The sequence below is a fragment of the Halotalea alkalilenta DSM 17697 genome, from assembly GCF_000621205.1.
In the GTDB taxonomy this organism is placed as follows: domain Bacteria; phylum Pseudomonadota; class Gammaproteobacteria; order Pseudomonadales; family Halomonadaceae; genus Halotalea; species Halotalea alkalilenta.
Genome location: NZ_KK211232.1, coordinates 103760 through 130281, shown reverse-complemented (window position 1 = coordinate 130281; position 26522 = coordinate 103760). Strand labels below are relative to the sequence as shown.

The 26522-nt window shown below is 65.5% G+C and carries 28 protein-coding genes, 1 tRNA gene and 1 other RNA gene; 19 read left to right on the top strand and 11 right to left on the bottom strand.

Annotation, left to right across the window (positions count from 1 at the left end; translation table 11 throughout):
* Positions 1 to 19: 19 nt before the first annotated feature.
* A complete protein-coding gene (locus Q376_RS0118240; RefSeq protein ID WP_027351517.1) occupies positions 20 to 493 on the bottom strand; it encodes a PepSY domain-containing protein in 474 nt (157 codons plus the stop codon).
* 182 nt (positions 494 to 675) lie between these two features.
* Between Q376_RS0118240 and Q376_RS0118235 the strand changes: the two genes are divergently transcribed.
* From Q376_RS0118235 to Q376_RS0118220, 5 genes are all read left to right on the top strand, one after another.
* Positions 676 to 996 carry a PepSY domain-containing protein gene (locus tag Q376_RS0118235; RefSeq protein WP_052365511.1) on the top strand — a complete coding sequence of 107 codons (321 nt, stop codon included), beginning with the start codon at positions 676 to 678 and terminating at the stop codon, positions 994 to 996.
* 39 nt (positions 997 to 1035) lie between these two features.
* Positions 1036 to 1698, top strand: a complete 663-nt coding sequence (locus Q376_RS0118230; RefSeq protein ID WP_027351515.1) for a response regulator transcription factor — start codon at positions 1036 to 1038, stop codon at positions 1696 to 1698.
* Positions 1691 to 2935, top strand: a complete 1245-nt coding sequence (locus Q376_RS23440) for a sensor histidine kinase (protein ID WP_211266717.1) — start codon at positions 1691 to 1693, stop codon at positions 2933 to 2935. Before Q376_RS0118230 ends, Q376_RS23440 begins: the two co-directional genes overlap by 8 nt.
* Complete coding sequence (locus tag Q376_RS25610) at positions 2850 to 3050, top strand: ATP-binding protein (protein ID WP_342665988.1); 201 nt, start codon at positions 2850 to 2852, stop codon at positions 3048 to 3050. Before Q376_RS23440 ends, Q376_RS25610 begins: the two co-directional genes overlap by 86 nt.
* A gap of 74 nt (positions 3051 to 3124) precedes the next feature.
* Positions 3125 to 3212: transfer RNA gene (locus Q376_RS0118220), tRNA-Ser, on the top strand.
* Between the two features lie 86 nt (positions 3213 to 3298).
* Here the strand turns inward: Q376_RS0118220 and Q376_RS0118215 are convergent.
* Positions 3299 to 4189: a LysR family transcriptional regulator gene (locus tag Q376_RS0118215; protein ID WP_027351514.1), complete on the bottom strand. Its 891-nt coding sequence runs from the start codon at positions 4187 to 4189 to the stop codon at positions 3299 to 3301.
* A gap of 107 nt (positions 4190 to 4296) precedes the next feature.
* Between Q376_RS0118215 and Q376_RS0118210 the strand changes: the two genes are divergently transcribed.
* A complete protein-coding gene (locus tag Q376_RS0118210; protein WP_211266716.1) occupies positions 4297 to 4839 on the top strand; it encodes a GNAT family N-acetyltransferase in 543 nt (180 codons plus the stop codon).
* 2 nt (positions 4840 to 4841) lie between these two features.
* On the opposite strand, the gene cysE is transcribed toward Q376_RS0118210, so the two are convergent.
* Positions 4842 to 5633, bottom strand: a complete 792-nt coding sequence (gene cysE / locus Q376_RS0118205; RefSeq protein WP_211266715.1) for a serine O-acetyltransferase — start codon at positions 5631 to 5633, stop codon at positions 4842 to 4844.
* Between the two features lie 450 nt (positions 5634 to 6083).
* On the opposite strand from cysE, the gene Q376_RS0118200 reads away from it, so the two are divergent.
* The 3 genes from Q376_RS0118200 (at position 6084) to Q376_RS0118190 (ending at position 9101) form a co-directional block, all read left to right on the top strand.
* Positions 6084 to 6644, top strand: coding sequence for a TMEM165/GDT1 family protein (locus tag Q376_RS0118200; protein WP_027351511.1), 561 nt, complete (start codon positions 6084 to 6086; stop codon positions 6642 to 6644).
* A gap of 190 nt (positions 6645 to 6834) precedes the next feature.
* Positions 6835 to 7806: a phosphogluconate dehydrogenase (NAD(+)-dependent, decarboxylating) gene (gnd, locus tag Q376_RS0118195; RefSeq protein ID WP_027351510.1), complete on the top strand. Its 972-nt coding sequence runs from the start codon at positions 6835 to 6837 to the stop codon at positions 7804 to 7806.
* Positions 7807 to 7892: 86 nt separating this feature from the next.
* A complete protein-coding gene (locus Q376_RS0118190) occupies positions 7893 to 9101 on the top strand; it encodes a BaiN/RdsA family NAD(P)/FAD-dependent oxidoreductase (protein ID WP_027351509.1) in 1209 nt (402 codons plus the stop codon).
* Positions 9102 to 9193: 92 nt separating this feature from the next.
* On the opposite strand, the gene Q376_RS0118185 is transcribed toward Q376_RS0118190, so the two are convergent.
* From Q376_RS0118185 to Q376_RS25445, 6 genes are all read right to left on the bottom strand, one after another.
* Positions 9194 to 9484 carry a YqjK family protein gene (locus Q376_RS0118185; protein WP_027351508.1) on the bottom strand — a complete coding sequence of 97 codons (291 nt, stop codon included), beginning with the start codon at positions 9482 to 9484 and terminating at the stop codon, positions 9194 to 9196.
* Positions 9481 to 9918: a phage holin family protein gene (locus tag Q376_RS0118180; RefSeq protein WP_027351507.1), complete on the bottom strand. Its 438-nt coding sequence runs from the start codon at positions 9916 to 9918 to the stop codon at positions 9481 to 9483. The genes Q376_RS0118185 and Q376_RS0118180 overlap by 4 nt, the downstream gene beginning before the upstream one ends.
* Positions 9918 to 10280, bottom strand: coding sequence for an ElaB/YgaM/YqjD family protein (locus tag Q376_RS0118175; RefSeq protein ID WP_043448680.1), 363 nt, complete (start codon positions 10278 to 10280; stop codon positions 9918 to 9920). Before Q376_RS0118175 ends, Q376_RS0118180 begins: the two co-directional genes overlap by 1 nt.
* A gap of 131 nt (positions 10281 to 10411) precedes the next feature.
* A complete protein-coding gene (locus Q376_RS25450; protein ID WP_052365510.1) occupies positions 10412 to 12238 on the bottom strand; it encodes a phospholipase A in 1827 nt (608 codons plus the stop codon).
* Between the two features lie 180 nt (positions 12239 to 12418).
* Positions 12419 to 12895 carry a Cd(II)/Pb(II)-responsive transcriptional regulator gene (gene cadR / locus Q376_RS0118165; RefSeq protein ID WP_281173375.1) on the bottom strand — a complete coding sequence of 159 codons (477 nt, stop codon included), beginning with the start codon at positions 12893 to 12895 and terminating at the stop codon, positions 12419 to 12421.
* An 86-nt stretch (positions 12896 to 12981) separates the two neighbouring features.
* Positions 12982 to 13179 (bottom strand): hypothetical protein, encoded by a 198-nt coding sequence (locus Q376_RS25445; protein WP_043448677.1) that lies wholly within the window; start codon positions 13177 to 13179, stop codon positions 12982 to 12984.
* A gap of 39 nt (positions 13180 to 13218) precedes the next feature.
* On the opposite strand from Q376_RS25445, the gene Q376_RS23425 reads away from it, so the two are divergent.
* Together Q376_RS23425 and mscK are read left to right on the top strand one after the other, a co-directional pair.
* Entirely contained in the window at positions 13219 to 14082 is an 864-nt protein-coding gene (locus Q376_RS23425) for a cation diffusion facilitator family transporter (RefSeq protein ID WP_052365509.1), read from the top strand.
* A 135-nt stretch (positions 14083 to 14217) separates the two neighbouring features.
* Entirely contained in the window at positions 14218 to 17565 is a 3348-nt protein-coding gene (gene mscK, locus Q376_RS23420; protein WP_052365521.1) for a mechanosensitive channel MscK, read from the top strand.
* On the opposite strand, the gene Q376_RS0118145 is transcribed toward mscK, so the two are convergent.
* Positions 17553 to 18356 (bottom strand): TlyA family RNA methyltransferase, encoded by an 804-nt coding sequence (locus Q376_RS0118145; RefSeq protein WP_052365508.1) that lies wholly within the window; start codon positions 18354 to 18356, stop codon positions 17553 to 17555. The two genes, mscK and Q376_RS0118145, sit on opposite strands and share 13 nt — an antisense overlap.
* A gap of 192 nt (positions 18357 to 18548) precedes the next feature.
* Between Q376_RS0118145 and ffs the strand changes: the two genes are divergently transcribed.
* The 8 genes from ffs (at position 18549) to Q376_RS0118110 (ending at position 25258) form a co-directional block, all read left to right on the top strand.
* Positions 18549 to 18645: signal recognition particle sRNA small type (ffs, locus tag Q376_RS24525), an RNA gene on the top strand.
* A gap of 168 nt (positions 18646 to 18813) precedes the next feature.
* Positions 18814 to 20865, top strand: a complete 2052-nt coding sequence (gene dnaX, locus Q376_RS0118140) for a DNA polymerase III subunit gamma/tau (RefSeq protein WP_027351503.1) — start codon at positions 18814 to 18816, stop codon at positions 20863 to 20865.
* Between the two features lie 74 nt (positions 20866 to 20939).
* Entirely contained in the window at positions 20940 to 21266 is a 327-nt protein-coding gene (locus tag Q376_RS0118135) for a YbaB/EbfC family nucleoid-associated protein (protein WP_027351502.1), read from the top strand.
* On the top strand, positions 21266 to 21868 hold the full coding sequence (gene recR / locus Q376_RS0118130; protein ID WP_027351501.1) for a recombination mediator RecR: 603 nt from the start codon (positions 21266 to 21268) through the stop codon (positions 21866 to 21868). Before Q376_RS0118135 ends, recR begins: the two co-directional genes overlap by 1 nt.
* A gap of 315 nt (positions 21869 to 22183) precedes the next feature.
* Complete coding sequence (gene rnd, locus Q376_RS23415) at positions 22184 to 23356, top strand: ribonuclease D (protein WP_052365507.1); 1173 nt, start codon at positions 22184 to 22186, stop codon at positions 23354 to 23356.
* Complete coding sequence (locus Q376_RS0118120; protein WP_027351500.1) at positions 23353 to 23646, top strand: YcgL domain-containing protein; 294 nt, start codon at positions 23353 to 23355, stop codon at positions 23644 to 23646. Before rnd ends, Q376_RS0118120 begins: the two co-directional genes overlap by 4 nt.
* A gap of 1 nt (position 23647) precedes the next feature.
* Positions 23648 to 24106, top strand: coding sequence for a YcgN family cysteine cluster protein (locus tag Q376_RS0118115; RefSeq protein WP_043448672.1), 459 nt, complete (start codon positions 23648 to 23650; stop codon positions 24104 to 24106).
* An 87-nt stretch (positions 24107 to 24193) separates the two neighbouring features.
* Positions 24194 to 25258, top strand: a complete 1065-nt coding sequence (locus Q376_RS0118110) for a zinc-binding metallopeptidase family protein (protein WP_027351498.1) — start codon at positions 24194 to 24196, stop codon at positions 25256 to 25258.
* Between the two features lie 410 nt (positions 25259 to 25668).
* Here the strand turns inward: Q376_RS0118110 and Q376_RS0118105 are convergent, their stop codons facing one another.
* Positions 25669 to 26490: an acyl-CoA thioesterase gene (locus Q376_RS0118105; protein ID WP_027351497.1), complete on the bottom strand. Its 822-nt coding sequence runs from the start codon at positions 26488 to 26490 to the stop codon at positions 25669 to 25671.
* Positions 26491 to 26522: the final 32 nt, after the last annotated feature.

Below are 26522 nucleotides of genomic sequence, written 5' to 3'. Positions count from 1 at the left end.
CCCGCGAGGCCTGCGTGATTCAGTCCCGTTCGATGCGGATCACCGAGAAGTCCGCGCTGTTCAGGCGCACCTCGATCTCCCGTCCGCCGTCGTCGCGGCCCTCGACCTCGATGTAGCCGTCACGGTCGACCTCGAGCTGGGAGAAGTGGGTGACTCCCGCGCTGCGTCCGGCCTCGAGCGCTGCGTTGAGGCGTTCACGGGTGAGTGCCCAGGCAGGTGCGCTCGCCTCGCGCATCGCCTCCTTGATCCGGCGCCCGTCGTCGATCATCACGTCGAGCTCGAGCTTCCAGCCGTCTGCACGCCAACCTTCGATCTCGAGCTTGGTGCGGTCATCGACGCTGATCTCCTCGAAACCGACGAAGCCGAAATCCTCGGCCTGGTCGAGCAGGCCGCCGAGGCGCTCGTAGGGGATCTCGCCATCGGCCTGGGCGAGGCTCGAGACGCCGAGGGTGGCGGGGATGACGAGGGCATAGAGGAAAGGTTTGATCTGCATGACTGGCTCCTGGTATCTGGAAACTCTGCTTTGAAAAGAGCGGCAGCCTCGCCGCCCAGTGGCCACCTTTTTAAACCACCCCGACTGTCCGGGGCCTGAACGCGCCGTTCATTTGCCGTTCATCTTTCCCCGGGTAAAGTGAAGACATAGATTCCATCCACCGACCGCCCTGGCGAGCTTTCATGTCCCGAGTCCTGCGCGCCGGCGCTTTGGCGCTCGCGCTGTCGCTGAGCGGCGCAGCCTACGCCGACGATTGGCAGCCGCTTCACGAGGCCGTACGCGAGGGGCGTGTCGTTCCCTTGTCCGAGCTGCTCGATTGGCTCGATCGTCACTACGTCGGTCGGGTCATCGAGGTCGAGCTCGATCGCGAAGATGGGCGGCTGGTCTATGAGATCGAGATGCTTGGCGAGCTGAACCAGCGGGTCGAATTCGAGTTCGACGCCGAAAGCGGCAGGCTGATCGGCATCGAGGGTGTCGACATCGAGGCGATGCGGCGGCGTTGACGCCGCTGTGGACGGTGGGCAGCGGCCGAGGAGGGCGATTTGAAGATACTGCTGGTCGAGGATGACATTGCGCTCAGCGATGCCCTGGCGGCGTCGCTCAAGCAGGCGGGCGTGCTGGTCGAGCAGTCGTTCGATGGGCGCAGTGCCGACTATTTGATCGACACCGAGACCTATGACGCCGTGGTGCTGGATCTCGGCCTGCCCGATGGCGACGGCACCCGCTGGCTGGGCGAGTGGCGGGGGCGGGGCATCGAGTTGCCGGTACTGGTGCTCACCGCGCGAGATCGCTGGTCGGACAAAGCGGCGGGGTTTTCCGCCGGGGCCGACGACTACGTCACCAAGCCGTTCGAGACCGGTGAGATACTGTTCCGTTTGCGTGCCCTGGTACGCCGCAGCCATGGCCATGCGCACCCGGTCCTGCGTCTTGGCGAACTCAGTCTCGACACCCATACCGGCAGCCTGACCCTGACCGGCAGGCCGATCGCGCTCTCCGCCCAGGAGCAGCGGCTGATCTCCTATCTGCTTCATGCCGCGCCGAGGATCGTCTCGCGTAGCGAACTCAGCGAGCACGTCTACGATCGCGACCAAGCGCCGGATTCCAACGTGATCTATGTCCAGATCAGCCGGCTGAGGCGCAAGCTCGGCCACGGTTGCATCGAGACCGTGCGCGGCCAGGGCTACCGGTTGACCGAGGGTGGCTGAGCGCGCGCCCCGTGCGCTCTCGACGCGGTTGCTGATCGGTTCGCTGCTGCTGACCCTCGCGGTGCTGCCGCTGCTCGGTGTGCTGCTCTCCTACGGTTTCCAGCGCGCGGTGAGCGATGCCTTCGACGATCATCTGGGCGCCACCCTCGATTTGGTCGCCGCCAACGTCGAATACCTGCCGGGGGCATCGACTCCCGGGCTGAGACGGAGCTTGAACGATCCCCGCTTCGAGCAAATCTACTCGGGCTGGTACTGGCAGATCGACGGCGAGGGTGGGTCGAGCGTGTCGCGTTCGCTGTGGGACCAGCGGCTCGCCCTCGGGGATGTCGACCAGCATGGGGAGCTTGATGGCCCGCAGGGAGAGCGGCTGCGCGTCGCCAGCCTCGAGCTTCGGATCGCGGGGATCGAGCGGCCCCTGCGCGTCGCGGTGGCTGCTTCGGTCGGCGACCTTGCAGCCGACATCGGTCGGTTCAAGCGGATGATCGGCTTTGCCCTGCTTGGTTTCGGCCTGCTGCTGCTGGTCGGCCTCTACCTGCTCGTACGGCTTGGGCTGAGGCCGCTGCGCGAACTGCAGCGCGAACTCGAGGCGGTCGAGCGTGGCGACAGCGATAGGCTCGACGACCAGGCGCCGGCGGAGCTCGCCGGCGTCGCTCGGGCGATGAACGAGGTGCTCGCCCGTGACCGACGGCTGATCGAACATGGCCGCGCCGCTGCGGGCAACCTCGCCCATGCGCTGAAGACGCCGATCAGCGTGCTCGGCATGCACGCCGAACGGCTCGAGCCCGATGCGCGGCGCGCGATCGGCGACGAGCTTTCGAGGATCGATGCCGCAGTGCGCCATCACTTGGCCCGTGCCTCCGCGGCCGGTGCCACCACCCTGGGCCAGCGCGCCACCGTGGCGACCGCGCTGGCGCCGATCGTACAGGGCCTGCGGCGCATCGCCGAACGCCGTGGTATCGAGCTGCACGCCGAGCTGGGCGAGGGGCTCGAGGTGCGCATGGACGCCCACGACTTCCAGGAGGTGGTCGGCAACCTGCTCGAGAATGCCGTCCACTGGGCGAGCGCACGGGTGCTGCTGCGGGTGGGCGAACAGGCAGGCCGCTGCCTGATCGAGGTCGAAGACGATGGGCCGGGGATGAGCGGCGAGGCACGTGGGCGAGTCACGGCGCGCGGCGCGCGGTGCGCGGCTCGACGAGCGCCGGCCCGGCTCGGGGCTCGGCCTTGCGATCGTCGATGAGCTGGTGCTGCTCTATGGGGGCAACCTCACCCTCGACGACGCCAAGCCCCGTGGGCTGCGCGCCAGCGTCGTCCTGCCGCTTGCCCGAAACGCACCGCCTGCGGTAGCTGATTGAATCGCTTGCAAAACCGAGGAGCAACGGATAGAGTGTGCGCCGTTCTCGTCGCAGCTTGAAACGCAGCGAGTGCAGGAGAGGTGTCCGAGTGGTCGAAGGAGCACGCCTGGAAAGTGTGTAAGTCGCAAGGCTTCGAGGGTTCGAATCCCTCCCTCTCCGCCACGAATATCGAAGAGGAATCGAGCGCAAGCTCGGTTCCTTTTTTCGTTTCTGGTTTTCGTTTCCGGATAACGCGGGCGCGTCTCGGCTCAAGAGGTGCGCAGTGAAAGCAGTGCCTCGACGGTCTCGTACAGCGCTCGGCTAGAACGCTTGTCCCGACGCATCACCAGCCCGAGCGAGCGCACCAGCGGTGGAGAGAGGGGGAGGCCCTCGATCTCTGCATCTCGTCCCTCGGGCGGCAGTGCCAGGCGGGGGAGGATCGCCCAGCCCAGTCCCGCGCCCACCAAACGCTTGATCGCTTCGACGCTGCCGAGCTCCATGCTCGGCTTCGGGCGTTCTCCCGCGGCTGCGAACCAGCGATCGACCAGGTGGCGAGTATGGCCTGCGCTCTCGTAGAGAATCAGCGGCTGGCTCAGGAATCGCGTGGCCTCGAGCGCTTCGAGCCCGTCGGCCTCGCTGAGCGGCAGCACGGCGACCATTTCGTCCTGGTAGAGCTCGATCACCTCGAGGCTGCGCCCGGCGGCGGGAAGCGTGACCAGGGCCAGATCCAGGCTATTGCTCTCGAGCTGCTTGAGCAGCTCCTGGGTGTTGCCCGCGCGCACGGTGATGTCGAGTCCCGGCATCCGCTGCTTCAACCGCTTGAGCAGCGGCGGTAGCAAATGGATGCAGGCGGTGGCCCCGGTGCCGAGTCGAATCCGGCCCTGGGTGCCTTCGCGGTGGGGCTGCAGGGTCTCGAGCGTACTGGCGACCTCCTGCGCGATCCGCCGAGCGTGGATCAACAGCTCCTGGCCGGCGGCGGTTGCCTGGGCACGGCGGCCCGAGCGATCGATCAGGCGCACGCCGAGGCGGTGCTCGAGCTGGCGGACCTGGGCGCTCACCGCCGGCTGGCTGATCCCGCGATGCTCCGCGGCGGCGGAGAAGCTGCCAAGCTCGATCACGTCGATGAAGGTGTGCAGCTGGTTGAGGTCGAGGCCGTTCATCAAAGTTTTCCTTATCGATGACATAACCAAGATAACCTTCTTCTTGAGTTGAAGAAGCAGCATCCTGCTCCTGTGCTTGCCCATCGATTCACCGCCAGGAGCCCATCGTGCTTGCCATCGATCCATCCACTGGATTTTCTTTGCATCCCTGTGAGGCCGAGGACATCGCCGCGATCACTGCGATCTATGCCGAGGCCGTGCGCTATGGGCGGGCGAGTTTCGAACTCGATCCGCCCGATGAGGCCGAGATGCGCCGGCGCTGGATCACGCTCGCCGAGGCGAACCATCCCTATTGGGTTGCGCGATGCGCTGGGGAGACGATCGGCTACGCCTATGCGGGCGCCTATCGGGCGCGTCCGGCCTATTCGTCCACGCTCGAAAGCTCAGTCTACGTCGATGCGCGCTGGCGCGGACGAGGTGTGGGGGAGGCGCTGATGACCCGGTTGATAGAGGACGCGCAGGAGAGGGGCGGTCGGCAGCTGATCGCAGTGGTCGGTGACTCCGCCAACCTGGGCTCGCTCCGGCTGCACGAGAAGGTAGGCTTCGAGCGGGTCGGTACGCTGCGCTCGGTGGGCTGGAAGCACGGCGTCTGGCTCGATACCGTGCTGATGCAGCGCCCGCTGGGCGCGGGTGACAGCGCGCCGCGCTGAGTTCAACCGGTGTGGCAGCCGTCGAGGCGGTGGTCCATCCGCTGCGCCGGGACGGCGCAGCCGGCGGCGCCGACGACCCGTGCCGGCACGCCCACCGCGGTGGTATGCGGCGGCACCGGGTCCAGCACCACCGAGCCCGCACCGATCCGTGCGCCCTCGCCGATCTCGATGTTGCCGAGCACCTTGGCACCGGCGCCGATCAGCACGCCGCGGCGCACCTTGGGATGACGATCACCGCTTTGCTTGCCGGTACCGCCCAGGGTGACGCCTTGGAGCAACGAGACATCGTCGCCGATCTCCGCGGTCTCACCGATCACCACTCCGGTGGCATGGTCGATGAATACGCCGTTGCCGATCCTTGCCGCGGGATGGATGTCGGTCTGGAACACCTCGGAGCTGCGGCTTTGCAGGTAGCGCGCCATCTGCCGGCGGCCGTCATGCCATAGCGCGTGGGCGAAGCGGTGGGTGGTCAGGGCGTGGAATCCCTTCAGATAGAGCAGCGCCTCGCTGACCTGGCGCACCGAGGGGTCGCGTTCGAGTATCGCGGTGAGATCGAGCGCGATGCCCGTGGCGATTTCGACGTGACCGGCGAGCAGCTGCTCGAACAGCGATGTGAGCTGGTCGGCGGCGAGATCGGGATGGGCGAGGCGACGCCCCAGGCGGTGCGCAAGGCCTGCGCCCAGCGAAGGCCGGTCGAGGATCGCGCCGAGCATCAAGGGCGTGAGCTCCGGCTCCTGATGGCTGATCGCCATCGCTTCGTCACGGGCCTGCTGCCACAGTGCGGCTGGATTCATTGGCGCGTTCCTCGGCATGGAAAGGGCATTCTAATCGACTCGTCCGCAGGCGTCGCCCTACGTGTGCCCCGGCACGCCTGGTGCAGCGGGAAAGCAGATCCATTGCCGAAGATAGTGAGCCCGGTTTGGATACTCAACCGGGGTGAACACTCTGCCTGCATTGGTAGTTTCTTTTAGTTGGTTGATTTAACTGGGGTTGTTGAGTCGGTATCGAGGTTCGGATAAGGTGCGCGTCGATGCTCGAGGGAGTAGTCGCTCCAAGGTTCGAACGGGACCGAGGAGGCTTTCGTCAACATGATTGGTGCCGCTCGACTCGCGATACGAGGGGGTATTGGCGCCATGGCGAGGGCAACCGCCGGGGGCGGTCTGACGAGACTCGGTGTTCAGATGGCGTGCGCTGGCCGGCGACGTCGTCGAGCGCCTTTTCCTCGTCGGCCGGAGATGTACCCCTTGGAAGCACTGTTGGTTGCCACCGGAGCGGTCGCGCTTGCCGAACTCGGCGACAAGACCCAGTTCCTCGCGCTGCTCTTGGTGATCAGATTCGGTCGTCCCTGGACGATCTTCTTCGCCATCTTCGCCGCCGCTTCGCTCAATCACGGGCTGTCCGCCTGGGTCGGGCAGTTCTTCGCCACCCGGCTCGATACCGAGCTGATCCAGGTGATCACCGGTTTCTCCTTCATCGCCATCGGCCTTTGGATGCTGCGCCCCGACGAGACGCCTGAAGAAGCTCGCGCGCTGCGCGCCGGCGTCTTCTTCACCGCTTTCGTACTGTTCTCGCTCGCCGAGCTGGGCGACAAGACCCAGCTGGCCACGGTGCTGCTCGGTGCGCGCTATGGCGAAGTCGCGCTGGTCACCATGGGTTCGACCCTCGGCATGCTGCTGGCGAATGCGCCTGCGCTTTGGATCGGCGAGCGTTTCGCCAAACGCCTGCCGGTGCGCGGGCTCCACGTCGCCTCCTGTGCGCTTTTCATCCTGATCGGGCTGTTCACTCTGTTCGCTGCTTGGCGCTGAACGGTGTAGAAGGCGTTTTTCGTCTAAACTGCGAGCATCGTAAGCCGTCTATCGTCCTGTGTTGTTGCTAAGTTTACGCACATACGTTAGGAATGATGCGGATGGTTTTTATTCATTTTTGCATCTTGCGGCGTGGTCGAATTCGACACGGTGCCATGATGCGGTTTTGACAGTCTTCAGGAGGCGTGCTGTGAGAATCGGAATCGTCGGGCTTGGCAAGATGGGGGGCAATATCGCGCGTCGGCTGTTGGCGCACGATCATCAGTGCGTGGTGTTCGATGCCAATGCCTCCGCGGTCGAAGTCCTTGCCAGCGAGGGGGCGGAAGGCGTCGATTCGCTCGAAGGATTGGTGCGTGCGCTGCCTGCGCCGCGCTCGATCTGGCTGATGCTCCCGGCCGGCGAGATCACCCAGGCCACCATCGATGCATTGAGCGGGCTGCTCGAGGCTGGCGACACCCTGATCGATGGCGGCAACGCCTACTTCAAGGATGACGTTCGCCGCGGCGAGGCGCTCGCCGAGCAGGGCGTCAGCTATCTCGACGTTGGCGTCTCCGGAGGAGTCTGGGGGCTGGATCGTGGTTTTTGCATGATGATCGGCGGCGATCGGGAGGTGTTCGAGCGTCACGACCCGATCTTCGCCTCGTTGGCGCCTGGCGAGGGGCAGGTGGAGAAAACGCCTGCGCGCGAGCAGCGCGACCCACGGGTTGCACAGGGCTATCTCTACTGCGGGCCGGTCGGTGCCGGTCATTTCGTCAAGATGATCCACAACGGTATCGAATACGGAATGATGCAGGCCTATGCCGAGGGATTCGACATCCTGCGCAACCGCAACCAAGAGAGCCTGCCGGCCAACCAGCGCTATGACCTCGACACCGCTGACATCGCCGAGGTATGGCGTCGCGGCAGCGTGGTTTCCTCGTGGCTGCTCGACTTGATCTCGATCTCGCTGGCCAAGGACGCCGACCTTGAGAGCTTCTCCGGCAAGGTCAGCGATTCGGGCGAGGGGCGCTGGACGGTCGATGCGGCGATCGAGGAATCGGTACCGGCCGACGTGCTGACCGCTTCGCTCTATACCCGCTTCCGCTCGCGCACCGACAATACCTACGGCGAGAAGCTCCTGTCGGCGATGCGCAAGGAGTTCGGCGGCCACGTCGAAGTGTGAAGCCTGTCGTGCTGTGGGAGAATGCTCCCTGATCGGGCCCGCCGTAAGGCGGGTCCTTTGCATTCTGATCGACGCTGGGAGTAGCGATGGGCGAGGGTTACAGCGACTGGGACGTAGTGGTCATCGGTGCGGGAGCGGCGGGGATGATGTGCGCGCACGTCGCCGGCTATCGCGGTCGCAGGGTGCTGCTGGTCGAGCATGCCAAGCGCGCGGGCAAGAAGATCCTGATGTCCGGCGGCGGCCGCTGCAATTTCACCAATCTCGACGCCGCGCCGCGCCACTACTTCGGCGCCAATCCGCGCTTTTGCATCTCGGCGATGAAGCGCTACTCTCCGTACGATTTCCTCGAATTGGTCGAGCGTCACGGCATCGAGCATGTCGAGAAGGCGCCGGGGCAGCTGTTCTGCGCCGATTCGGCCAAGCCGATCGTCGAGATGCTGCTCACCGAGTGCGAGTGGGCGGGGGTCGAGACCTGGCTCTCCACTACGGTGGAGCGAATAGAACCGCTCGACCCAGGGTTCGAGCTTCTCACCTCGCGAGGCCGGGTGCGCTGCGGCTCGCTGGTGATCGCCACCGGCGGGCTCTCGATTCCGACCCTCGGGGCCAGCGGCTTCGGCTACCAGGTCGCGCGCCAGTTCGGTCTCGAGGTGCTGCCGACCCGCCCGGCACTGGTGCCTTTCACGCTGACGTCGCAGTGGAAGTCGCGCTTCGAGCCGCTCGCCGGGATCGCGACGCCGGTGATTGCGCGCTGTAACGGCGCAAGCTATCGCGAGCCGCTGCTGGTGACCCATCGAGGGCTTTCAGGTCCGGCGATGCTGCAGGCTTCGAGCCATTGGCTGCCCGGCGATGCGCTGGAGATCGACTGGCTCGATGGGAGCGACGCCAAGGCTTCGCTCTTTAGCGCACGCATCGATACGCCGCGCAGGAGCCTCGGCGGTTGGCTGTCCGACCGGTTGCCGAAGCGACTCGCGCTCGCACTCGCGCAGTGGGCCTGCGAGGCCGTGGGCGTCGCGGCGGATACGACGCTTGCGGATCTCTCCAACGCTCGACTGGAGGCACTGGCCACCCAGCTCTGCCGCTTCTCGATCAAGCCCGCCGGCACCGAAGGCTGGCGGACCGCCGAGGTGACCATGGGCGGGGTGGATACCCAGGCCTTCTCCTCGAAGGATTGCGCCGTACGCGACGTGCCTGGGCTTTACTTCATCGGAGAGGTGCTCGATGTCACCGGCCAGCTCGGTGGCTACAATTTCCAGTGGGCCTGGGCATCGGGCGTGGCCTGTGGGCAGTCGGCCTGAGGCGCGTCGAATGCATCGCAAGCCCGATACGAAGCGAGGCGCCCACATGGGGCGCCTCGATTGCGCTCGAGCGGGGCAGGCGCTCGAAGTCGCTACTTGAGCAGGCCACGCAGGTTGCGCGATAGGGCATAGAGTCCGATCCCTCGCTTGGCGAGGCGCATCAGCCTGCCCGGGCGCTTGAAAACCCGCAGCATGAAGTAGCCGCCGATGATCATCGCCGGGCGCTTGAACCGGGCCAGTTTCTCGACGCTGCGATCGATCGACGCGGTGGCGACATGCCATTCGTCCACCGCGGCGGCGATCGTTCGGCGCTCCAGCTCGATTCGCCGTTCGATCCGGCGACGCTGCTCGGCAGGGCTGTGCGACTTGGCCTCTTTGCTCATCGCCGGGCGCCCTCGTCATCCATCTGCCGGCCGACCCGATGCTCGTCGACGTGCTCCTCGATGCTGTCGCGGTCCTCGCTCAGACGGGCGAGGGTGGAGCGCAGCAGGGTGGGCTGGCTCGCCACTGCCTTGACTCTCAGCGCCAGCAGCAGCGCCAGCAGCAGCAGGATGCCGGCGGCACCGCCGATCGCGAGCAGTCGATGGGTGTCCCAGAAGTACACCACCACCCAGAGCATCAGCATGCCGATGCCGAAGGTCGCGAGCAGCAGCGCGGTGAAGGCCATCAGCAGCAGCGAGAAGAACCGATCGCGCTCCTCCTGGAGCTCGACGATCACCAGCCGCAGACGGGTTTCGCCAGCGCTCAGCAAGGTGCCCAGCAGGCGACGACCTGCATTGAACAGTCCAGCGGCGGGGCCGCTGCGTCCCTGGCCCATCAGCGACGCCCGAGCAGTAGCCCGACGAAGACGCCCGCGGCGGCCGCGATGCCGATGCCACGCCACGGATTCTCATGGACATAGGTGTCGGCACAGTCGATCGCATCGCGGCTGCGCTCGCGCAGCTCATCGCCCCCTGCCTGCAGGCGATGCTTGAAATCCTCACCGTAGCTGGCCAGGCGCTGCTTGATCTCTTCGAGCGTGGAACCCGCTTCGGCGCGCAGCTGGGTCATGTGCTCGCTGGTGTCCTCGGCGCTCGACTTGAGGAACTTCTCGACGGTGTCGGAAAGATCGCGCAAATCCTGCTCGAGCTGCTCCCTGGTGCGGTCCGCGTCGATCTTGATGTCCTTTTTACCTGCCATCTCACGTCCTCCAATGACTCCGAATGGTGTTTCCAGCTTAGCAGGGAATTGGCAGTGTTCAATCCGCGCTCGCTAGGCGACTGTGGAAAACGACGTGCAAATCAGCCGATTGGCTGATTCGCTCGCGCTCCTCAGGGGGTGCCGAGGAAGACATTGTTGAAGCTCAGGCCAATCCCGATGCGACGCACGTAGTGATCATAGTCGATCAGGCTCTCGCCATAGCCTTCGTAGTACTGGATGAAGCCGTGCACCTTGCTCCACAGCGGGAAGGCGTACTCGAGCTGGTTGCCGAAGTTGCCCTTGCCGGGGTTGCCGCGGGCGAGCCAGGTGAACTCGTGCCCGCCTCGGGTGTAGCCAAAGGTGAGATCGGCGTAGCCGACGTACTTCTCGATATCCGGGTTGTCGTCGTCCGCATCCGACTCCGGGACGCGCCACCACGGCATCAGGCTCACCGTCATCGGACCGCGTTCCAGGGTGGCCTCGGCGAACACCCGGTTCCAGCTGCGCGAGATCGGATCGGCACGGCCGTTCGATTGGTGGTTGAAGCCAATCCGGTTATAGGTATTGGTCCAGCCGTATGCGGAGGCATCGTTGTCGAAGACCAAGAACAGCTCCGGCTCGTAGTTGGTCTCGCGAAATGGCGACGACGCTTCCGAGTTGTAGGCCTGCCACCATGAACGTTGCGTATAGGCGAGATAAAGATCGCCGTTATCGCCGAACACGTTGTCCCACACCTTCGCCTTGATACTGATCTGGAACTTCATCTCGTTGTTGTCCGGTGGATCGTCCGGGTCGAGCGAGGCGAAGTTGGTGCGGTCGGGCTGCCTGGTGTTGTAGGCCACCGGCAGCACGTAGTTGCGCCTGTAGGTCGAGAGCGACAGCGGGTTGTCCTGGGCTTGGCGCTCGAAATAGGCCCGTGCGCGACGTTCCCGTTCGACTACCTCCTGGACGCTCGAAGGCTGCTCGGTGTCGTCTGCGCCTTGGGTGTACTGCTGGGCGGCTTCGGCCGCGGCGACGTCGTGATAGCCATTGTAGGGCTCCTCGGCGGCGCCGGGCAGGAACGGATTGAAGCTGACCCCGAGGCCGACCCGGTTGACCCGACGGTCATAGTCGATCAGCGTCTCGCCGTAGCCGTTGTAGTACTGGAAGTAGCCGCGCACCCTGCCGAACAGCGGGAAGGTGTAGTCGAGCTGGGTGCCATAGTTGCCCTTGCCGGGGTTGCCGCGTGCGAGCACTGAGATCTCATGGTCGGAAGCGGTGGTATAGAGCAGCGCCAGTTCGCCGTAGCCGAGGTAGTTCTCGATGTCCGGGTTGTTGTCTTCGTTGCGCGACTCGGGAATGCGCCACCAGGGCCTGATCGAAACCGCCCACGGGCCACGTTGAAATATCGCCTCGGCGTAGATCCGGTTCCAGCTGCGTGAGATCGGCTCGCCGCGACCGTTCGACTGGTGGACGTAGCCGATCCGGTTGAAGGTGTTGGTCCAGCCCATCCACTCGCTGTCGTTGTCGAAGCGCAGGAATAGCTCCGGCTCGTAGTTGGTCTCGCGAAACGGCGCCGAGTCGCGATCGTTGTATGCCTGCCACAGCGAATACTGGGTGTAGCCGAGGAACAGGTCGCCGTTGTCGCCGAAGATGTCCTCGGCGAGCGCGACCTTGAGGCTGATCTGGTACTTGAGTTCGGTATGCTCGGGGTTGTCGTTGCCTATCTCCCTGTAGTCTCTCATCCGCGGCAGGTTGGAGTCGTAGGTGTAGGGCAGGATGTAGTTGAGCCGGTAGGTGGAGATCGCCAGTGGATTGTCGTTGGCCAGGGATTCGTAGTATCTCGCCCGCTCGGCGGTCTGCTGTGCCTGGCTGACGGCGAGCGTGCCGTCATCGTCGCTGGTCTGGGCGAAGGCATTGAGCGACGCGCAGGCGCCGACGAGTGCCCAGAGGGCAGGGTAACGGTGAGGTGACGCCATCGATATGGTTCCTGCGGTCCTGTGCGAGCGGCAACGCATCTGGGAAAAGGGCCGGTTGCCGAGCCTACCATTGGCCCGACGCGGAGGTTAAGCGCGGCGTGGCGCGATTATAAGCGCCAATCCATGCGATGACAGTGCGCAACCCATCGACAAAGGCCGATTCATCCTCTGTTACGCTGTTCAGTGGGTTCCGCTGACGTGACGCGTCGCCCCCTCGGGGAGGTCTTCGAAGCTGCGCGGATCCTCGAGGCGCTTGAGGATCGCGCACTCCTCGCCGTTGCCCTCGCCGCTGCACTGGCCGCGCAGGTCGACCAACTGGTGACGCAGTGCCTCGAGCTCTCTGATCCTCGCCTCGACATGGTGCAGGTGCGCCTCGACCAGCCGGTCGACTTCGTTGCAGCGGTCTGGCCCTGCGTCGCGCAGCACGAGCAGAGCGCGGATCTCGCCGAGGGTCATGTCGAGCGAGCGGCAGCGCCGGATGAAGCGCAGCCGCTCTTCGTGAGAGGCGCTGTAGAGGCGATAGTTGCTTTCGCTGCGCGCGGGAGGCGGCAGCAGGTCTTCGCGTTCGTAGAAGCGGATAGTCTCCACTGCGCAGCCGGCGCGCTTGGCCAGCGCGCCGATGCGCAGTCTCGCCGCGGACTCGTTTCGATCGTCCATGACTTGACCCTGTAGCGGTTATAGGCTGTCCAATCCCATCGACGAGGAGTGCAGGATGCGCTCCATCGAGCGGATTTGGAGGAAACCTAGTGTCTCACGAATGTCGTCAAGGCGCCCAGCGCCGCCCGAATGGATCGTCGCGGGAGCCGGAGGGGCATCGCCACGACCACTCCCATGGTGATCACGATCACTCTCATGATGACCATGACCATGACCATGACCATGACCATGACCATGACCATGACCATGACCATGACCATGACCATGACCATGACCATGACCATGACCACGTACCTAAGGTCGACGCCGACAGCGAGAAGAGGGTGCTCGTCGTGCTGGTGGCGACGGCCACGTTCATGGTGGTGGAGATCGCCACCGGTTTCTTCGCCAACTCGCTGGCGCTGATTTCCGATGGCTTCCACATGCTCAGCGACGCCTTTTCGCTGGGGCTTGCGCTGGCGGCCTTCCGCCTCGGCAGGCGGGCGCCCGATGCCAGGCACAGCTTTGGCTACCAGCGTTTCCAGGTGCTCGCCGCCTTCGTCAACGGTTTGACCCTGTTCGTGATCGCCGGCTGGATCCTGTACGAGGCGGCGCAGAGGATGTTCTCGCCGGTCGAAGTGATGGCCGGACCGATGCTGGCGGTGGCGGTGGCCGGTCTCGGGATCAACGCCTTCTCGCTATTGGTCCTGCATCGCGGTGACCACGGTAATCTCAACCTGCGCGGCGCCTCGCTCCACGTGCTCGGCGATTTGCTCGGCTCGGTGGCGGCGATTCTCGCTGCGGTGATCATCATGTTCACCGGCTGGACCGTGGCCGACCCGATCCTCTCGGTGCTCGCCTGCGTGCTGATCCTGCGTGCGGCCTGGGGCGTGCTGCGCCGCTCGACCCACCTGCTGCTCGAGGGCACGCCGGAAGGCGTGGTGTCGGGCGAGGTACGCACGGCGCTCGAGCAGGTCGAGGGGGTGGACGAAGTCCATGACCTGCACATGTGGGGACTCTCGAGCCAGCAGAGGATGCTGAGCGCGCATCTGGTGGTCGACCAGTCGATCGACCGCGATGTGGTGCTCGCCGAGGCGTACGCTTTGCTCGCCGAGCGCTTCTCCATCGGCCATGCCACCCTGCAGGTCGAGGGCGAGCACTGCATGACCAGCGGCGATTGCCATGCCACGCTCGGAGGGCATCGTTGAGACGCCGTGAGCGGTCAAAACGTCGATGACTGTGTAAACTGCGCGCAGCGGCGCTCAGCCCACCGATCCTAACCGTCCAGGTGGTGCGCAGTGCCAGTGATGAGCCAGTACATCGACTTTCGGAAGCGTCAGCACATGCGCCTCAATCCCGCCGTCATCCGAGCACGCCTGGTCGTCTGCGTCCTACTCACGCTGCTGTCGGTGGCGCTCCCGGCTCCGGCTCAGGACCTGCCGAGCCGGGAGTCCGTCGCCCAGCAGCTCGAGCAGTTGGAGAGCTCGGGCTCGAGTGATCCGTCGGTCGCCAACGACATCCAGCTTCTGCGCGAGAGCCTGGCCGGGCTCGACCGCGCCGAGGTCGCCAGGCGCCAGCTGCAGGCGCTCGACCGTGAGATCGATGACGCGCCGCGCAGGCTCAGCAGCTATCGTCAGGCGCTGCGCGCGCTCGACCAGGACGGCGCCTTGCCCTCCCAGGCGCAGCTGGAGCGCGCCTCGCTCGAACAGCTCGAACAGCGCCTGATCGACTCACTCGACGAACTCAAGCAGGAGCAGGATGCGCAGGGCGACGCCACTCGTCGGATCACCGCGGCGCAGACTCTGCCCGAGCGGGCCCAGGCGTCGATCGGCTCGGCCCAGGGGCGTATCCAGCAGCTGCGTACCCGGCTGCGCAACGAAGGCGATCAGCTTGGCGACATCGAGCGCCGGCAGTTGGAGATCGAAGTGGCGGCGCTCGAAGCCGAGGTCGAGCTGAACCGGCGCGAGCTGATCAACAACACCCTGCTGCGCGATCTCGCCCAGGCCCATCGCGAGCTGCTCGCTCGGCAGGTGGCGGCGCGTCAGGCGGAGCTGGCGCTGCTCCAGAACGTGGTTACCCAGAAACGGCGCGAAAAGTCCCAGCGGGCGATCGAGGAGGCCCGCGAGGGCGCCTCGCCCAGCGAGCTCGACAACCCGCTGGTGCGCGAGGTCACCGCGCGCAACAGTGAACTGTCCGAATCGCTGATTTACATCACCGAGCGGGTCAACGAGCTGATCCGCGACGGGATCGAGACGCGCAGCCAGCTCGATGCGGTGCAGCAGGTGCAATCGAACCTCAATGACCAGGTCGAGGCCGTGCGCGGCAGCGTGCTGCTGTCTCGCATCCTGCGCCAGCAGCGCGAGTCGCTGCCGGTGATGGTGCAGCGCCCGGCGCTGAATGATGAAATCGCCGATCTGCGGCTCAGGCAGTTCGATCTCGCCGAGGCCAGGGAAACGCTTGGCGATGTCGAGCGCTATGTCGATGGCCGGCTCGATGCGCTGATTCCGAGCCTCGATCCCGCCACCCGGGAGACGGTGCGGCATACTTTGCTTTCGCTCTACGAATCCCAGCGCGAACTGCTCGAACAGCTCGATCGGGAGTATGGCAACCTGCTGACGCTTTCGATCGACATCCAGCTCAACCAGCAGCAGCTCAGCGAGATCGGCACCTCGGTACGCGCGACGATCGACGAGCAGCTGTTCTGGATCGCCAGCGGCCAGCCGCTCGGGCTCAACTGGCTCAAGCAGCTGCCCTCGGCGCTGTATCACGAAGTCGCTGATCCAGCCTGGTGGCAGGTGCTCCGGGCGCTGTTCATCGTGCCGTCGCTGTGGATCGTCAGCATACTGCCGATGCTCGCGCTGGTGGTGGCGCTGAGTTTCTACCGCACGCGAATTCGCCAGCAGCTGCGCGAGCTGCACGACGAGGTGGGGCGGATCAAGCGCGACTCCCAGCGCCATACGCCGCTCGCGCTATTGCTCAACCTGGTGCTGGCGATCCGTGGGCCGCTGCTGCTCGCCTCGGCCGGCGCCGGGCTTCGGCTGTCGGGTAGCGCTTCAGGCCTGGTACTGGGCGGTGCGCTGCTCACCGCCGCCTTCGCCTGGGGATACTTCGCCTGGGCCCGGCGGATCCTGATCGACGACGGCGTGGCGATGCGCCACTTCCACTGGCCGGCGGCCTATGTCGCCCGGCTGCGGCGATTGATCAGCCAGCTCGGAGTGGCCAGTGTCCCGGTGGTGCTGGTGATCTATCTGATCCAGCATTTCGACAGCAACCTGGTCGACCAGCCGGTCGGGCTGCTGATCGTGCTGTTCGGCTACCTGATGATGAGCGTGCTGCTATTCAAGCTGATCCTCGCTCATGTGCCCTATCTCGGGGTCAAGCTGTTACGTCTTGGCCTCGGTCTTGCCATGGCGCTGGTGCCGCTGGTGCTCGGCGGCCTCGTGCTCTATGGCTACGAGTACACGGCGGTACGCCTGACCACGCGCTTCATCACCTCGCTCTACGTCTTCGGTTTCTGGGTGCTGGTCGAGGCGACGGTGGTGCGCGGGCTTGCGGTCGCCGCGCGGCGGCTCGCCTATCGACGCTCGGTCGAGCGGCGGCGCGCGCTGATCCAGGCCCAGGGCGGGGAGGCGGTCGGCGAGGTATTGGAAGAGCCGCCGCTGGATATGGACCAGGTCAACAAGCAGTCGCTGCGTCTGTCGAAGATGGTGCTGTTCCTGGTCTTCATCGCGTTCCTCTACCTGGTCTGGCACGACCTGCTCGGGGTGCTGTCCTATCTCAACAACATCGACGTCTGGCAGGTCGAGCAGAACGAGGGTGGAGTCCAAAGCGTTGCCCACGTTTCGCTGGCGAGCCTGTTCATCGCGGTGATCACCATCGCGCTGATGACCACCATGGCGCGTAACCTGCCAGGGTTGCTCGAAGTGATGGTGCTGTCCAAGCTGGAGCTCAAGACCGGAAGCGCCTATGCGATCTCCTCACTGCTCTCCTACATCATCCTCGGCTGCGGCATCGTGGTGGCGCTGGGCACGCTCGGCCTCTCGTGGTCGAAGCTTCAGTGGCTGGTGGCGGCACTTGGCGTCGGGCTGGGGTTCGGTCTGCAGGAGATCTTCGCCAACTTCATCTCCGGTCTGATCATCCTCTTCGAACGACCGATCCGGATCGGTGACACCATTACGCTGAACGACCTGCATGGCACGGTGAGTCGGATCCGGATGCGTGCCACCACGGTGATCGACTTCGACCGCAAGGAGATCATCGTGCCGAACAAGACCTTTATCACCGATCGGCTGATCAACTGGTCGCTTTCCGACAACATCACCCGGGTGGTGCTGACCTATGGCGTCGCCCATGGCTCCGATCTCGACCGTGTCCACCAGATGCTGATGCAGATCGCCAGGGACAATCCGCTGGTGCTCGATGACCCCGAGCCGCTGGTATTCTGCATGGCCTACGGCAATAGTTCGTTCACCTTCGAGGTGAGGGTGTTCGTCAGCGATATCGGCGACCGGCTGAGGGTCACCGACCAGATCAACCGGGCGGTGGATGCGGCGTTCAAGCGTGAGGGCGTGCGTGTGGCGTTCCAGCAGATGGATGTGTGGCTCCATCGCGAGCGTGATGGAGACAAGGGGCGCAAGCTGAAGGGGCTCGGTATCGAGGGTGATTCGCCCGGAGGCGCTCAGCCCTCCTGAGCGTGGCCGAGGCGTCGCGCCAGCATCATGAACTCCTGGTTGCCGTCGCCGCCGAGGATCACGCTCTTCTCCCAGTGCAGGACTTCGAAGCCCGCATCGGCCGCCGCTTTGCGCAGCCGCCTCTCGACCTCGGCGTAGTGGCGGGGGTGGCGGACCAGGCCACGGCCATCGATCTCGTCCGGGGAGAGCTCGAACTGCGGCTTGACCAGGCTGTAGAGCCCGGCGTTCGGCGGCAGCAGCCGGGCGAGCTCGGGCAGGATCAGCGTCTGGGAGATGAACGAGACGTCGATCATCGCGCCATCCAGGCCCTCGGGGGCGAGCTCGCGCAGCCGTGCGTCGGGCAGTGCCCGGGCATTGACGCCTTCGAGACAGACCACCCGGGCGTCCTGGCGCAGGGTCTCGTCGAGCTGGCCGTGGCCGACTTCGATGCCGATCACTCGGGCCGCGCCGAAACGCAGCGCGCAGTCGCTGAAGCCGCCGGTCGACTGGCCGACATCAAGCAGGATCTGGCCTTCGAGATCGATCCCCAGGCCGTCGAGCAGCCCCTCGAGCTTGAGCCCCGCCCGGGACACATAGCGCTCCTGCGGGTCTTCCTCGAGCCTGAACCGGCTGTCTCGCGGCAGTTTCTCGCCTGGTCGTTTCACCACCCGTTCGCCGCCCGGGCCGAGCAGGCTCACGCGGCCATGCTTGATCAGCCGCTGGGCGCGGGTGCGCGAGCGGGCCAGGCCAAGCTCGACCAGCAGCTGGTCGAGTCGCAAAGGGGAGTGGGCGTCGTTCGTGGCATCGTTCATGACCAGGGTCCAGCGGCGTAGAGGGCGCGCAGAGTATAACGGGCCTGGTCGCGCAGTGGTGTCCCGGGAGGTGTCTCGATGCGCTTGCCGGGGGCCGGCGCAGTTGCTAAGATGGCGCCTCGATCGACCAGTGCTGTTCTTTCAACTCAATGATTTGAAAAGATTTTTGGTCGAGTCGGTTATGGTGGCCCCCATCGGTCCTCCCGCAACGTGAAATCGCGAACCCCGCCAGGCCCGGAAGGGAGCAACGGTAGTGATGGAGTCGTGTGCCGGGATGTGGCTGGCGGGGGCCGCCTCCATTTCAGCTCTTCCTTCGACTTGCCCAGGCCGGCTCGCGCGCGGCCCATGCGACGCGCTAAGATGGCGCCTCGCCAGCACTTCGCTGCCCCCGATCGTTACCAGCCGTCCCTACGGCGGTCGGCGCAGGTTCTAGCCGTCAAGGATACCGTTCGCCTACATGAGCTACCAGGTATTGGCCCGCAAATGGCGGCCACGCACTTTCCATGAGCTCGTCGGCCAGGAGCACGTCTCCCGGGCGCTGATCAATGCGCTCGACCAGGAGCGCCTGCACCACGCCTACCTGTTCACCGGCACCCGCGGGGTCGGCAAGACCACCATCGCCCGTATCCTGGCCAAGTGCCTCAATTGCGAACGCGGAGTGACTTCGAATCCCTGCGGCGAATGCCAGGCCTGCCGGGCGATCGACGAGGGGCGCTTCGTCGATCTGATCGAGGTCGACGCCGCCTCCAGGACCAAGGTCGAGGACACCCGCGAACTGCTCGACAACGTGCAGTACGCGCCGACCCAGGGACGCTACAAGGTCTATCTGATCGACGAAGTGCACATGCTCTCGTCGCACAGCTTCAATGCGCTGCTCAAGACGCTCGAAGAGCCGCCGCCCCACGTCAAGTTCCTGCTCGCCACCACCGATCCGCAGAAGCTGCCGATCACGGTGCTGTCACGCTGCCTGCAGTTCGCGCTCAAGATGATGCCGCCGGAGCGCGTGGTCGGGCATCTTTCCCGCGTCCTCGGCGAGGAGGGGGTGAGCTTCGACGAGCGCGCGCTGTGGCTGCTGGGGCGCGCCGCGGACGGCTCGATGCGCGATGCGCTCTCGCTCACCGACCAGGCGATCGCCTTCGGCCAGGGAACGGTCAGCGAAGCCGATGTCGCGGCGATGCTCGGCACCCTCGATCACCGCCACATCCTCAAGCTGGCCGAAGCGCTCGGCGAGATCGACGCCGCCAAGGTGCTCGCCGAGGTCGCGGCGCTCGCCGAGCATGCGCCGGATTTCGGCGCGGTGCTCGATGAGCTGGCGGGGCTGTTCCACCGGCTGGCGATCGCCCAGATGGTGCCGCAGGCGCTCGACAACGGCTTCGGTGACCGCGACGCCTTGCTCGCGCTGGCCAATGGCTTCACCGCCGAGGACGTACAGCTCTACTACCAGATCGCGCTTTCCGGTCGCGCCGACATGGAGAACGCGCCCGAGCCTCGCACCGCGCTCGAGATGACCCTGCTGCGGATGCTCGCCTTCCGCCCCCAGGGCGTACCGCGACCCGCCCAGACGCCGCTGCCGCTGCGCGGTGACGGCGGCCAGCGCGAGGCGCGCGATGGCCAGCAGGCGGCCCCGGCGCCGGCGCAGGCCGCCGACGAACCTCCGCCAGCCGCCGGCCCCGCGGCCGAACCGCCCTGGAGCACCGCATCGGTGCCGGAGGAGCGCGCGATAGCCGCCAGCTCCGCTGCAGAAGCGCCGCCGCAGCAGGTAGCGCCGCAGCAGGTGGCGCCGGCGGCGGCAGGATCTCCCATCGAGCCCGAGCCCGAACCTGAATCGCCGCCCGAGCCCGAGCCTGCAGCGGAGCCTGAGCGCAGCCCCGCTCCTGGGCCTTCGTCCAGCGCCGCCGGCGAGTTCGCAAGCTACGAGGCGCAGCCGCTCGACGACGAAGACGATGACGACGAGCGCGCCTATGCCGAGTACGCTTCTCCCAATGCGGCGTCACAGCTGAGCGAGGCGTTCACCGATGCGCTCGCTTCGTCGACCAGCGAGGCGGTGCCGGCGGAGCAGGAGACCGATGACGATGACGCCGTGGAGGGGTTCTCGCTACCCACCGGCGCGACGATCGACCAAGTCGCCTGGCTTGGGATCTTTCCCAATCTCGGTCTCGGTGGAATCACCGGTAACCTGCTCGCCCACTGCGCGGTGATCGAGGATCGGGACGGCGTTCTCGCGCTGCGCCTCGATCCCTCCCAGGCGGCGATGAATGCCGAGATCCACGTGCGCAGGCTGGAGGCGGGACTGGCCAAGCTCGGGGCAGCGAGAAGAGTGACCATCGAACCGGGCGAGATCGACCCCGGCATCGAGACGCCTCACGCCCAGCGGGAGCGACTCAGGGCTGAACGCCAGGCACGGGCGGTTGAAGCGCTCAGGCGCGACCCGCATATAAGAGCGCTGGAGGAGCAGTTCGGCGCGCGGCTGCTCGAAGCGAGCGTGCGTTCGCTCGAGAACGACGCCTGAACGAACGGCGTCATGCCTCCACTGGTATCCCTCGATTCACCGAGCAGATCATCGTTAGCTTAAGGAGAGTGGCCATGTTCAAGGGTGGTATGGGCGGCCTGATGAAGCAGGCCCAGCAGATGCAGGAAAAGATGCAGCAGGTGCAGGAAGAGATCGCCCAGCAGCAGGTCGAGGGTGAGGCCGGCGCCGGAATGGTCAAGGTCACGATGAATGGTCGCCATGACGTGATCCGTATCGCTCTCGATCCCAGCGTGATGGAAGAGGACAAGGAGTTCCTCGAGGATCTGCTCGCCGCCGCGGTCAACGACGCGGTGCGCAAGGTCGAGGCCAACTCGCGCAGCAAGATGGAGGAAGCGACCGCCGGGCTCAATCTGCCGGCTGGGTTCAAGCTGCCGTTCTGATGAGCTTCTCACCCCTCTTCGAGCGCTTGGTCGAGGCCTTCCGCATCCTGCCGGGGGTCGGCCCCAAGAGCGCTCAGCGCATGGCGCTGCATTTGCTCGAACGCGATCGCGCCGGCGGCGAGCGGATCGTCGCTGCGCTGGGTGAAGCCCTGGCGCGGATCGGCTATTGCCAGCGCTGTCGCAACCTGACCGAGCACGATCTCTGCGCGCTCTGCGAGGATCCCAGGCGCGACGAGCGCATGCTCTGCGTAGTCGAATCGCCCGCCGACCTGCTGGCGATCGAGGAGGCCGGTGGCTATCGCGGCCGCTACTTCGTCCTCCACGGCCACCTCTCGCCGCTCGATGGCATCGGTCCGGAAGAGCTTGGACTCGAGCGCCTGGAGGCGGAGGTGGCCGGGCACGACTATGAGGAAGTGGTGCTGGCGACCAATCCCACCGTCGAAGGGGAGGCCAGCGCCCACTACATCTCCGAGCAGCTGCGTCCCTATGAGGTGCGCTGTACGCGGCTGGCCTATGGCGTACCGCTCGGCGGTGAGCTCGAGTACGTCGACGGCGGCACGCTCTCGCGCGCGTTCAGCGGACGCCTGCCATTCACGTCCTGAGCGCTACGGGTCGCTGCGTCGCGCCGAGCGCATCCCGGTTTCCCGTTTGCAGGCATTATCGAGGTAAGCGGTGCGTACGTCTGCACGCTAGCGCCTCTGCCATGCCATGCCGTTAGCAGCCCGTCCCGCCGCCCTTGCCGACGCATGCGGCGCGGGTGGAAAAATGCGATAAACCCCGGGGCGTGTTGAGCGTGCAGCACTCGTCGCGCCAGAGGTGGCAAACGATGCGTGGCGGGCCTGCCGCGCCAGGCAAGCATTGCGCCAGCAGCGCGATCGCTGGCTTATTCTCAACACGCTTCAGTCAAGAGAGTCGAAATGAACACGTCCCAGGGCTACTGGGTAGCCACTACCGAGGCGCTCGACGAAGCCTGCGCCGCGCTTTCGAACTGCGAAGCGGTCGGTCTCGACACCGAGTTCATGCGCGAGACCACCTTCCACGCCATCCCTGCGCTGATCCAGCTCAGCGACGGAGAACGGGTGTGGTTGATCGACCCTTGCGCGGTCGAGGCAAGCGATGCGCTGCGCGCGCTGCTTGGTCCCCAGGGACCGCTCAAGCTGATTCACGCTTGCAGCGAGGACTTGGAAGTGCTCGCCGCCTGGGCGGGGTGCCTGCCCGAGCCTTTGATCGATACCCAGGTCGCCGAGGGGTTCTGCGGCGGGGATACGGCGATCAGCTATCAGCGCCTGGTGGAGCGCCGGCTCGGTATCGAGATCCCTAAGGATGCCACTCGCTCCGACTGGCTGGCGCGTCCGCTCTCCGAGCAGCAGCGCCGCTACGCCATGCTCGACGTCCTCTACCTGCCGCAGCTCTGGCGTGCCCAGCGGGCGGCGCTCGAACACCTCGAGCGCCTCGAGTGGGTCGAGTCGGACTGCCAGGCGATGATCGATACGGCGAAGGCCGGTAAAGCGCTCGACGCCTACCACCTGCGCAATCGCAATGCCTGGCGGCTGTCACCGCGCAGTCTCGCCGCCTATGCGGCACTTTGCGCCTGGCGTGAGGAGGCGGTGCGGGCTCGAGATGTGCCGCGTGGGTGGTTGGCCAACGATGGGCTTTTGTTCGCCGTCGCGGAGAGGATGCCGAAGAATCGCTTCGAGCTCGCCGAGGTACCGGAGATCAAGCCGGCGCTGATCAAGCGTGAAAGCGATACGCTGCTCGGGCTGGTCAAGGCCGCCCAGGCGATCGATGCATCGCAACTGCCCCGTGCGCTGCCTTCGCCGGTGAGCAACGATTACCGCAGGCGGCTGAAAGTGCTGAAGCGGGTGGTCGAGAAGCAGGCCGAGCGCCTTGGACTCGCCGCCGAGCTGCTCGCCCGGCGGCGCGATCTCGACGCCTGGGTGCAGGCGGACCTGCGGGGACGGCTCGACGATTGTTCGCTCGAAGGCTGGCGTGGCGCGCTGCTCGACGACGCGCTGCGCGATGCGCTCAAGGTTGGTCGCGGCCCTGCGGAAGACGAGGAGCCTCGGCTCGAGGGAGGTACACGGGGATGAGCGATCGGTTGATCTGTCAGGTCTATCGCAGTCCGCGCCGCGATGAGACCTATCTCTACGTCGATCGGGGCGAGGGGCTCGCCCGGGTGCCCGAGGCGCTGCTCGAGCGATTCGGCAAGCCGGAGCCGTCGATGGTGCTGGTGCTGACGCCCGAGCGGCGGATGGCGCGGGTCGAGGCGAGCGAGGTGATCCGGCTGGTGCGCGAGCAGGGTTTCTATCTGCAGATGCCGCCGCCGCGCGATCCTTCGATGCTCGATCTCTATCGCGCGCCGACCGAGGGACGCTACTGAGATGCCGGATGTCGCGCTGCGCGAGCGGTTCTGGGAGCGCTATCCGCTCGATGCATTGAACGATGCCGAGTGGGAGGCGCTCTGCGACGGCTGCGGACGCTGCTGCCTGGTCAAGATCGAAGACGAGGAGAGCGGTGACCTGGCGCTGCTCGATGTCGCCTGCAAGCTGCTCGATATCGACAGCTGCCGCTGCAGCGACTATGCCAACCGTTTCACCGAAGTCGCCGAGTGCACCAAGCTTACGCGCGAAAACCTCTATGAGTTCGACTGGCTGCCTTCTACCTGCGCCTACCGCAGGCTCGGCGAAGGTCGCAGGCTGGCCGGCTGGCATCCGCTGGTCGCCGGCTCCGACCGCCGGATGCATCGCAAGGGGATCAGCGTGCGTGCCATTGCGGTCTCCGAACGCGATGTCGACGCGGACGATCTCGAATCCCACATCATCGCCATCCTGCCCTGCTGAGCCTGTTCGCTCGTCGATGTAGCGCTGTCGTCGCAACCGTCTATCCTTTAGCAGTTCCACGATCGGTCGCCTCACGAGAGTATCTCCATGCGCGTCTTCGAATGTGTCTGCTCCACTCGCCTGTTCTTCGACAACAGCCAATGTCTCTCCTGTGGTCGCGAAGTGGGCTGGTGCCCGGCCTGCGATGGTATCCATGCGCTAGAGCCCTTGGATGCGGGCGGCTATCGCTGCACCAACCCCGAATGCGGTGCGAGTCTTTTGAAATGCGCCAACTACCGCGACTATGGGGTGTGCAACCGGATGGTCGAGCTCGACGGCCAAGGGGGCGCGCCCGAGCTCTGTGACTGCTGCCGCTGCAATGAGATGATTCCCGATCTTTCCGTGGATGGGGCGCTGACACGCTGGGCCGCGCTCGAAAGCGCCAAGCGCAGGCTGTTCTACACCCTCGATCTGGTCGAGCTGCCGCATCCGGACAAGCACGTCGAGGGTGCGCCGCTGCCGCTATCGTTCTCGTTCATGGCGGATGCGCTGCCCAATGACGGGCTGTGGCGCCAGGTCGGTGACCAGACGGTCTATACCGGCCATGCCAACGGTCACATCACCATCAACGTGCGCGAGGCGGACGACGCCGAGCGCGAGCGGCTCAGGGTCGACATGGGGGAGGCGCATCGCACCCTGATCGGCCATTTTCGCCACGAGATCGGTCACTATTATTGGGACCTGCTGGTCCAGAATCGCGACGAAGCCGCCTGCATCGCAGTGTTCGGCGATCACAACTCGCCGACCTATGCCGAGGCGCTCGAGCGCCACTACCACCAGGGACCGCCCGCCGGCTGGGAACTCCACTACGTCTCCGCGTACGCCACCATGCATCCCTGGGAGGACTTCGCCGAGACCTTCGCGCTCTATCTCGACATCGTCTCGGTGCTCGACACCGCCAAGGGCCTGGGCTTCACCCGGGTCGACCATGATCGCAGCCTCGATCAGATGCTGATCGCCTGGCAGAGGGTAGGGCTCTCGATCAACGAGCTCAACCGCGACATGGGACTGCTCGACTTGGTGCCGGTGGTGCTCAACGACAGCGTGGTCGAGAAGCTGCGCTACATCGATGGGCTGGTGAAGAGAGCGTGCGCCAACGCCTACGCGGGCTGAGCGGTCGTATTCCCCAGCAAGGCGGCGAGAAGGCCGGCGACCGGACGATCCGGTCGCCGGCTTCAGATTAATGACAAACCCCTTTTGACCCAGCGACGCTCTCGATCCTGGCGAGTCGAGAACCGTTTGGGTCCTAACGCACCTCATGCTCGCTTAGATGCGAGGGGCGGTCCCCTCGCGCTCCCCCTTTAGGGGGACGCGCCGCCACGAGATCGCGAAACCCTGGCCGATCAATCGATTGCCCTCGGGTCGGCGCGCATGGACGTCCCTGTCCGGGCGCGCCTTTTGCGACATCCATGTCGCAAACCCCGGTGCAATCGATTGCCGTCCAGCGCGCTCTCGGAGGCGGCTGGAAGCCATCGTAGCATTTTCAAATAATTTGTTAGCAGTCTGAAGCCGGCAGGATCTCGCTATCCGGATGATTGAGGCGAGAAGCGGACCAATCCTTCCTGCATGGTCGTGGCGACCAGTGCGCCACCGCGATCGAAGATCTCTCCATGGCTCAGGCCACGTGCGCCGCCGGCCCAGGGGCTGTCCATCTGGTAGAGATGCCAGTCGTGAAGGTCGAGGTCGCGGTGGAACCAGATGGCGTGATCGAGACTCGCGATTCGAAGCCCCGGCTCGTGGGGACGTTTATCGTGGGCCAGCAGTGCGGTGGCGAGCAGACAAAGATCCGAGGCGTAGGCCAGCATCTGGCGGTGCAGGGCGGGGTCGGCCGGCGCTTCGCCGAGCAGCCTGATCCAGACGCTTTGGCGGGGTGGATCGCGGGAGAGATCGCAGCGCAGGATCTCGACCGGCAGGTTGGGCAGCCGCTCTGTTCGCACACCGCGCTCGAGCAGCGCCTCGGGGGAGGCGGTGTCCGGCGCTGGTGCCGAGCTATGGTGTTCGAAGCCTGGCTCTTCCAGGTGGAAAGAGGCGCTGCAGAAGAAGATCGGCTGGCCGTACTGGATTGCGGTAACGCGCCGGGTGGTGAAGCTGCCCCCATCGCGGGTCGGGTCGACCTGGTAGACCACCGGGCGGCTGGCGTCGCCTGGGCGCAGAAAGTAACCGTGCAGAGAGTGCACTGCGCGCTCGCTCGGCACCGTTTTAGCCGCGGCGGCCAGCGCCTGGGCGAGGACGTGCCCGCCGAACAGCTGCGGCAGGCCGAGATCCAGGCTCACACCGCGAAAGAGGTTCACCTCGAGCGGTTCGAGCGCCAGCAGCTCGGGCAGCCCAATACCGGATTGGGTCATGGGGAGGAATTCCTCATCGAAATGTCAGGGTC

Bases quoted from the DNA above. Each gene is read 5' to 3' on its own strand.
- Q376_RS0118175 (WP_043448680.1), bottom strand. From the start codon at position 10,280: ATGGCAGGTAAAAAGGACATCAAGATCGACGCGGACCGCACCAGGGAG.
- rnd (WP_052365507.1), top strand. From the start codon at position 22,184: ATGAACACGTCCCAGGGCTACTGGGTAGCCACTACCGAGGCGCTCGAC.
- mscK (WP_052365521.1), top strand. From the start codon at position 14,218: ATGCGCCTCAATCCCGCCGTCATCCGAGCACGCCTGGTCGTCTGCGTC.
- cadR (WP_281173375.1), bottom strand. From the start codon at position 12,895: ATGGACGATCGAAACGAGTCCGCGGCGAGACTGCGCATCGGCGCGCTG.
- Q376_RS0118185 (WP_027351508.1), bottom strand. From the start codon at position 9,484: ATGAGCAAAGAGGCCAAGTCGCACAGCCCTGCCGAGCAGCGTCGCCGG.
- cysE (WP_211266715.1), bottom strand. From the start codon at position 5,633: ATGAATCCAGCCGCACTGTGGCAGCAGGCCCGTGACGAAGCGATGGCG.
- dnaX (WP_027351503.1), top strand. From the start codon at position 18,814: ATGAGCTACCAGGTATTGGCCCGCAAATGGCGGCCACGCACTTTCCAT.
- Q376_RS0118240 (WP_027351517.1), bottom strand. From the start codon at position 493: ATGCAGATCAAACCTTTCCTCTATGCCCTCGTCATCCCCGCCACCCTC.
- Q376_RS0118135 (WP_027351502.1), top strand. From the start codon at position 20,940: ATGTTCAAGGGTGGTATGGGCGGCCTGATGAAGCAGGCCCAGCAGATG.
- Q376_RS0118215 (WP_027351514.1), bottom strand. From the start codon at position 4,189: ATGAACGGCCTCGACCTCAACCAGCTGCACACCTTCATCGACGTGATC.
- Q376_RS0118105 (WP_027351497.1), bottom strand. From the start codon at position 26,490: ATGACCCAATCCGGTATTGGGCTGCCCGAGCTGCTGGCGCTCGAACCG.
- Q376_RS25445 (WP_043448677.1), bottom strand. From the start codon at position 13,179: ATGGTCATGGTCATGGTCATGGTCATGGTCATGGTCATGGTCATGGTC.
- Q376_RS0118120 (WP_027351500.1), top strand. From the start codon at position 23,353: ATGAGCGATCGGTTGATCTGTCAGGTCTATCGCAGTCCGCGCCGCGAT.
- Q376_RS25450 (WP_052365510.1), bottom strand. From the start codon at position 12,238: ATGGCGTCACCTCACCGTTACCCTGCCCTCTGGGCACTCGTCGGCGCC.
- Q376_RS0118235 (WP_052365511.1), top strand. From the start codon at position 676: ATGTCCCGAGTCCTGCGCGCCGGCGCTTTGGCGCTCGCGCTGTCGCTG.
- Q376_RS0118115 (WP_043448672.1), top strand. From the start codon at position 23,648: ATGCCGGATGTCGCGCTGCGCGAGCGGTTCTGGGAGCGCTATCCGCTC.
- Q376_RS0118190 (WP_027351509.1), top strand. From the start codon at position 7,893: ATGGGCGAGGGTTACAGCGACTGGGACGTAGTGGTCATCGGTGCGGGA.
- Q376_RS0118180 (WP_027351507.1), bottom strand. From the start codon at position 9,918: ATGGGCCAGGGACGCAGCGGCCCCGCCGCTGGACTGTTCAATGCAGGT.
- Q376_RS0118145 (WP_052365508.1), bottom strand. From the start codon at position 18,356: ATGAACGATGCCACGAACGACGCCCACTCCCCTTTGCGACTCGACCAG.
- recR (WP_027351501.1), top strand. From the start codon at position 21,266: ATGAGCTTCTCACCCCTCTTCGAGCGCTTGGTCGAGGCCTTCCGCATC.
- Q376_RS0118110 (WP_027351498.1), top strand. From the start codon at position 24,194: ATGCGCGTCTTCGAATGTGTCTGCTCCACTCGCCTGTTCTTCGACAAC.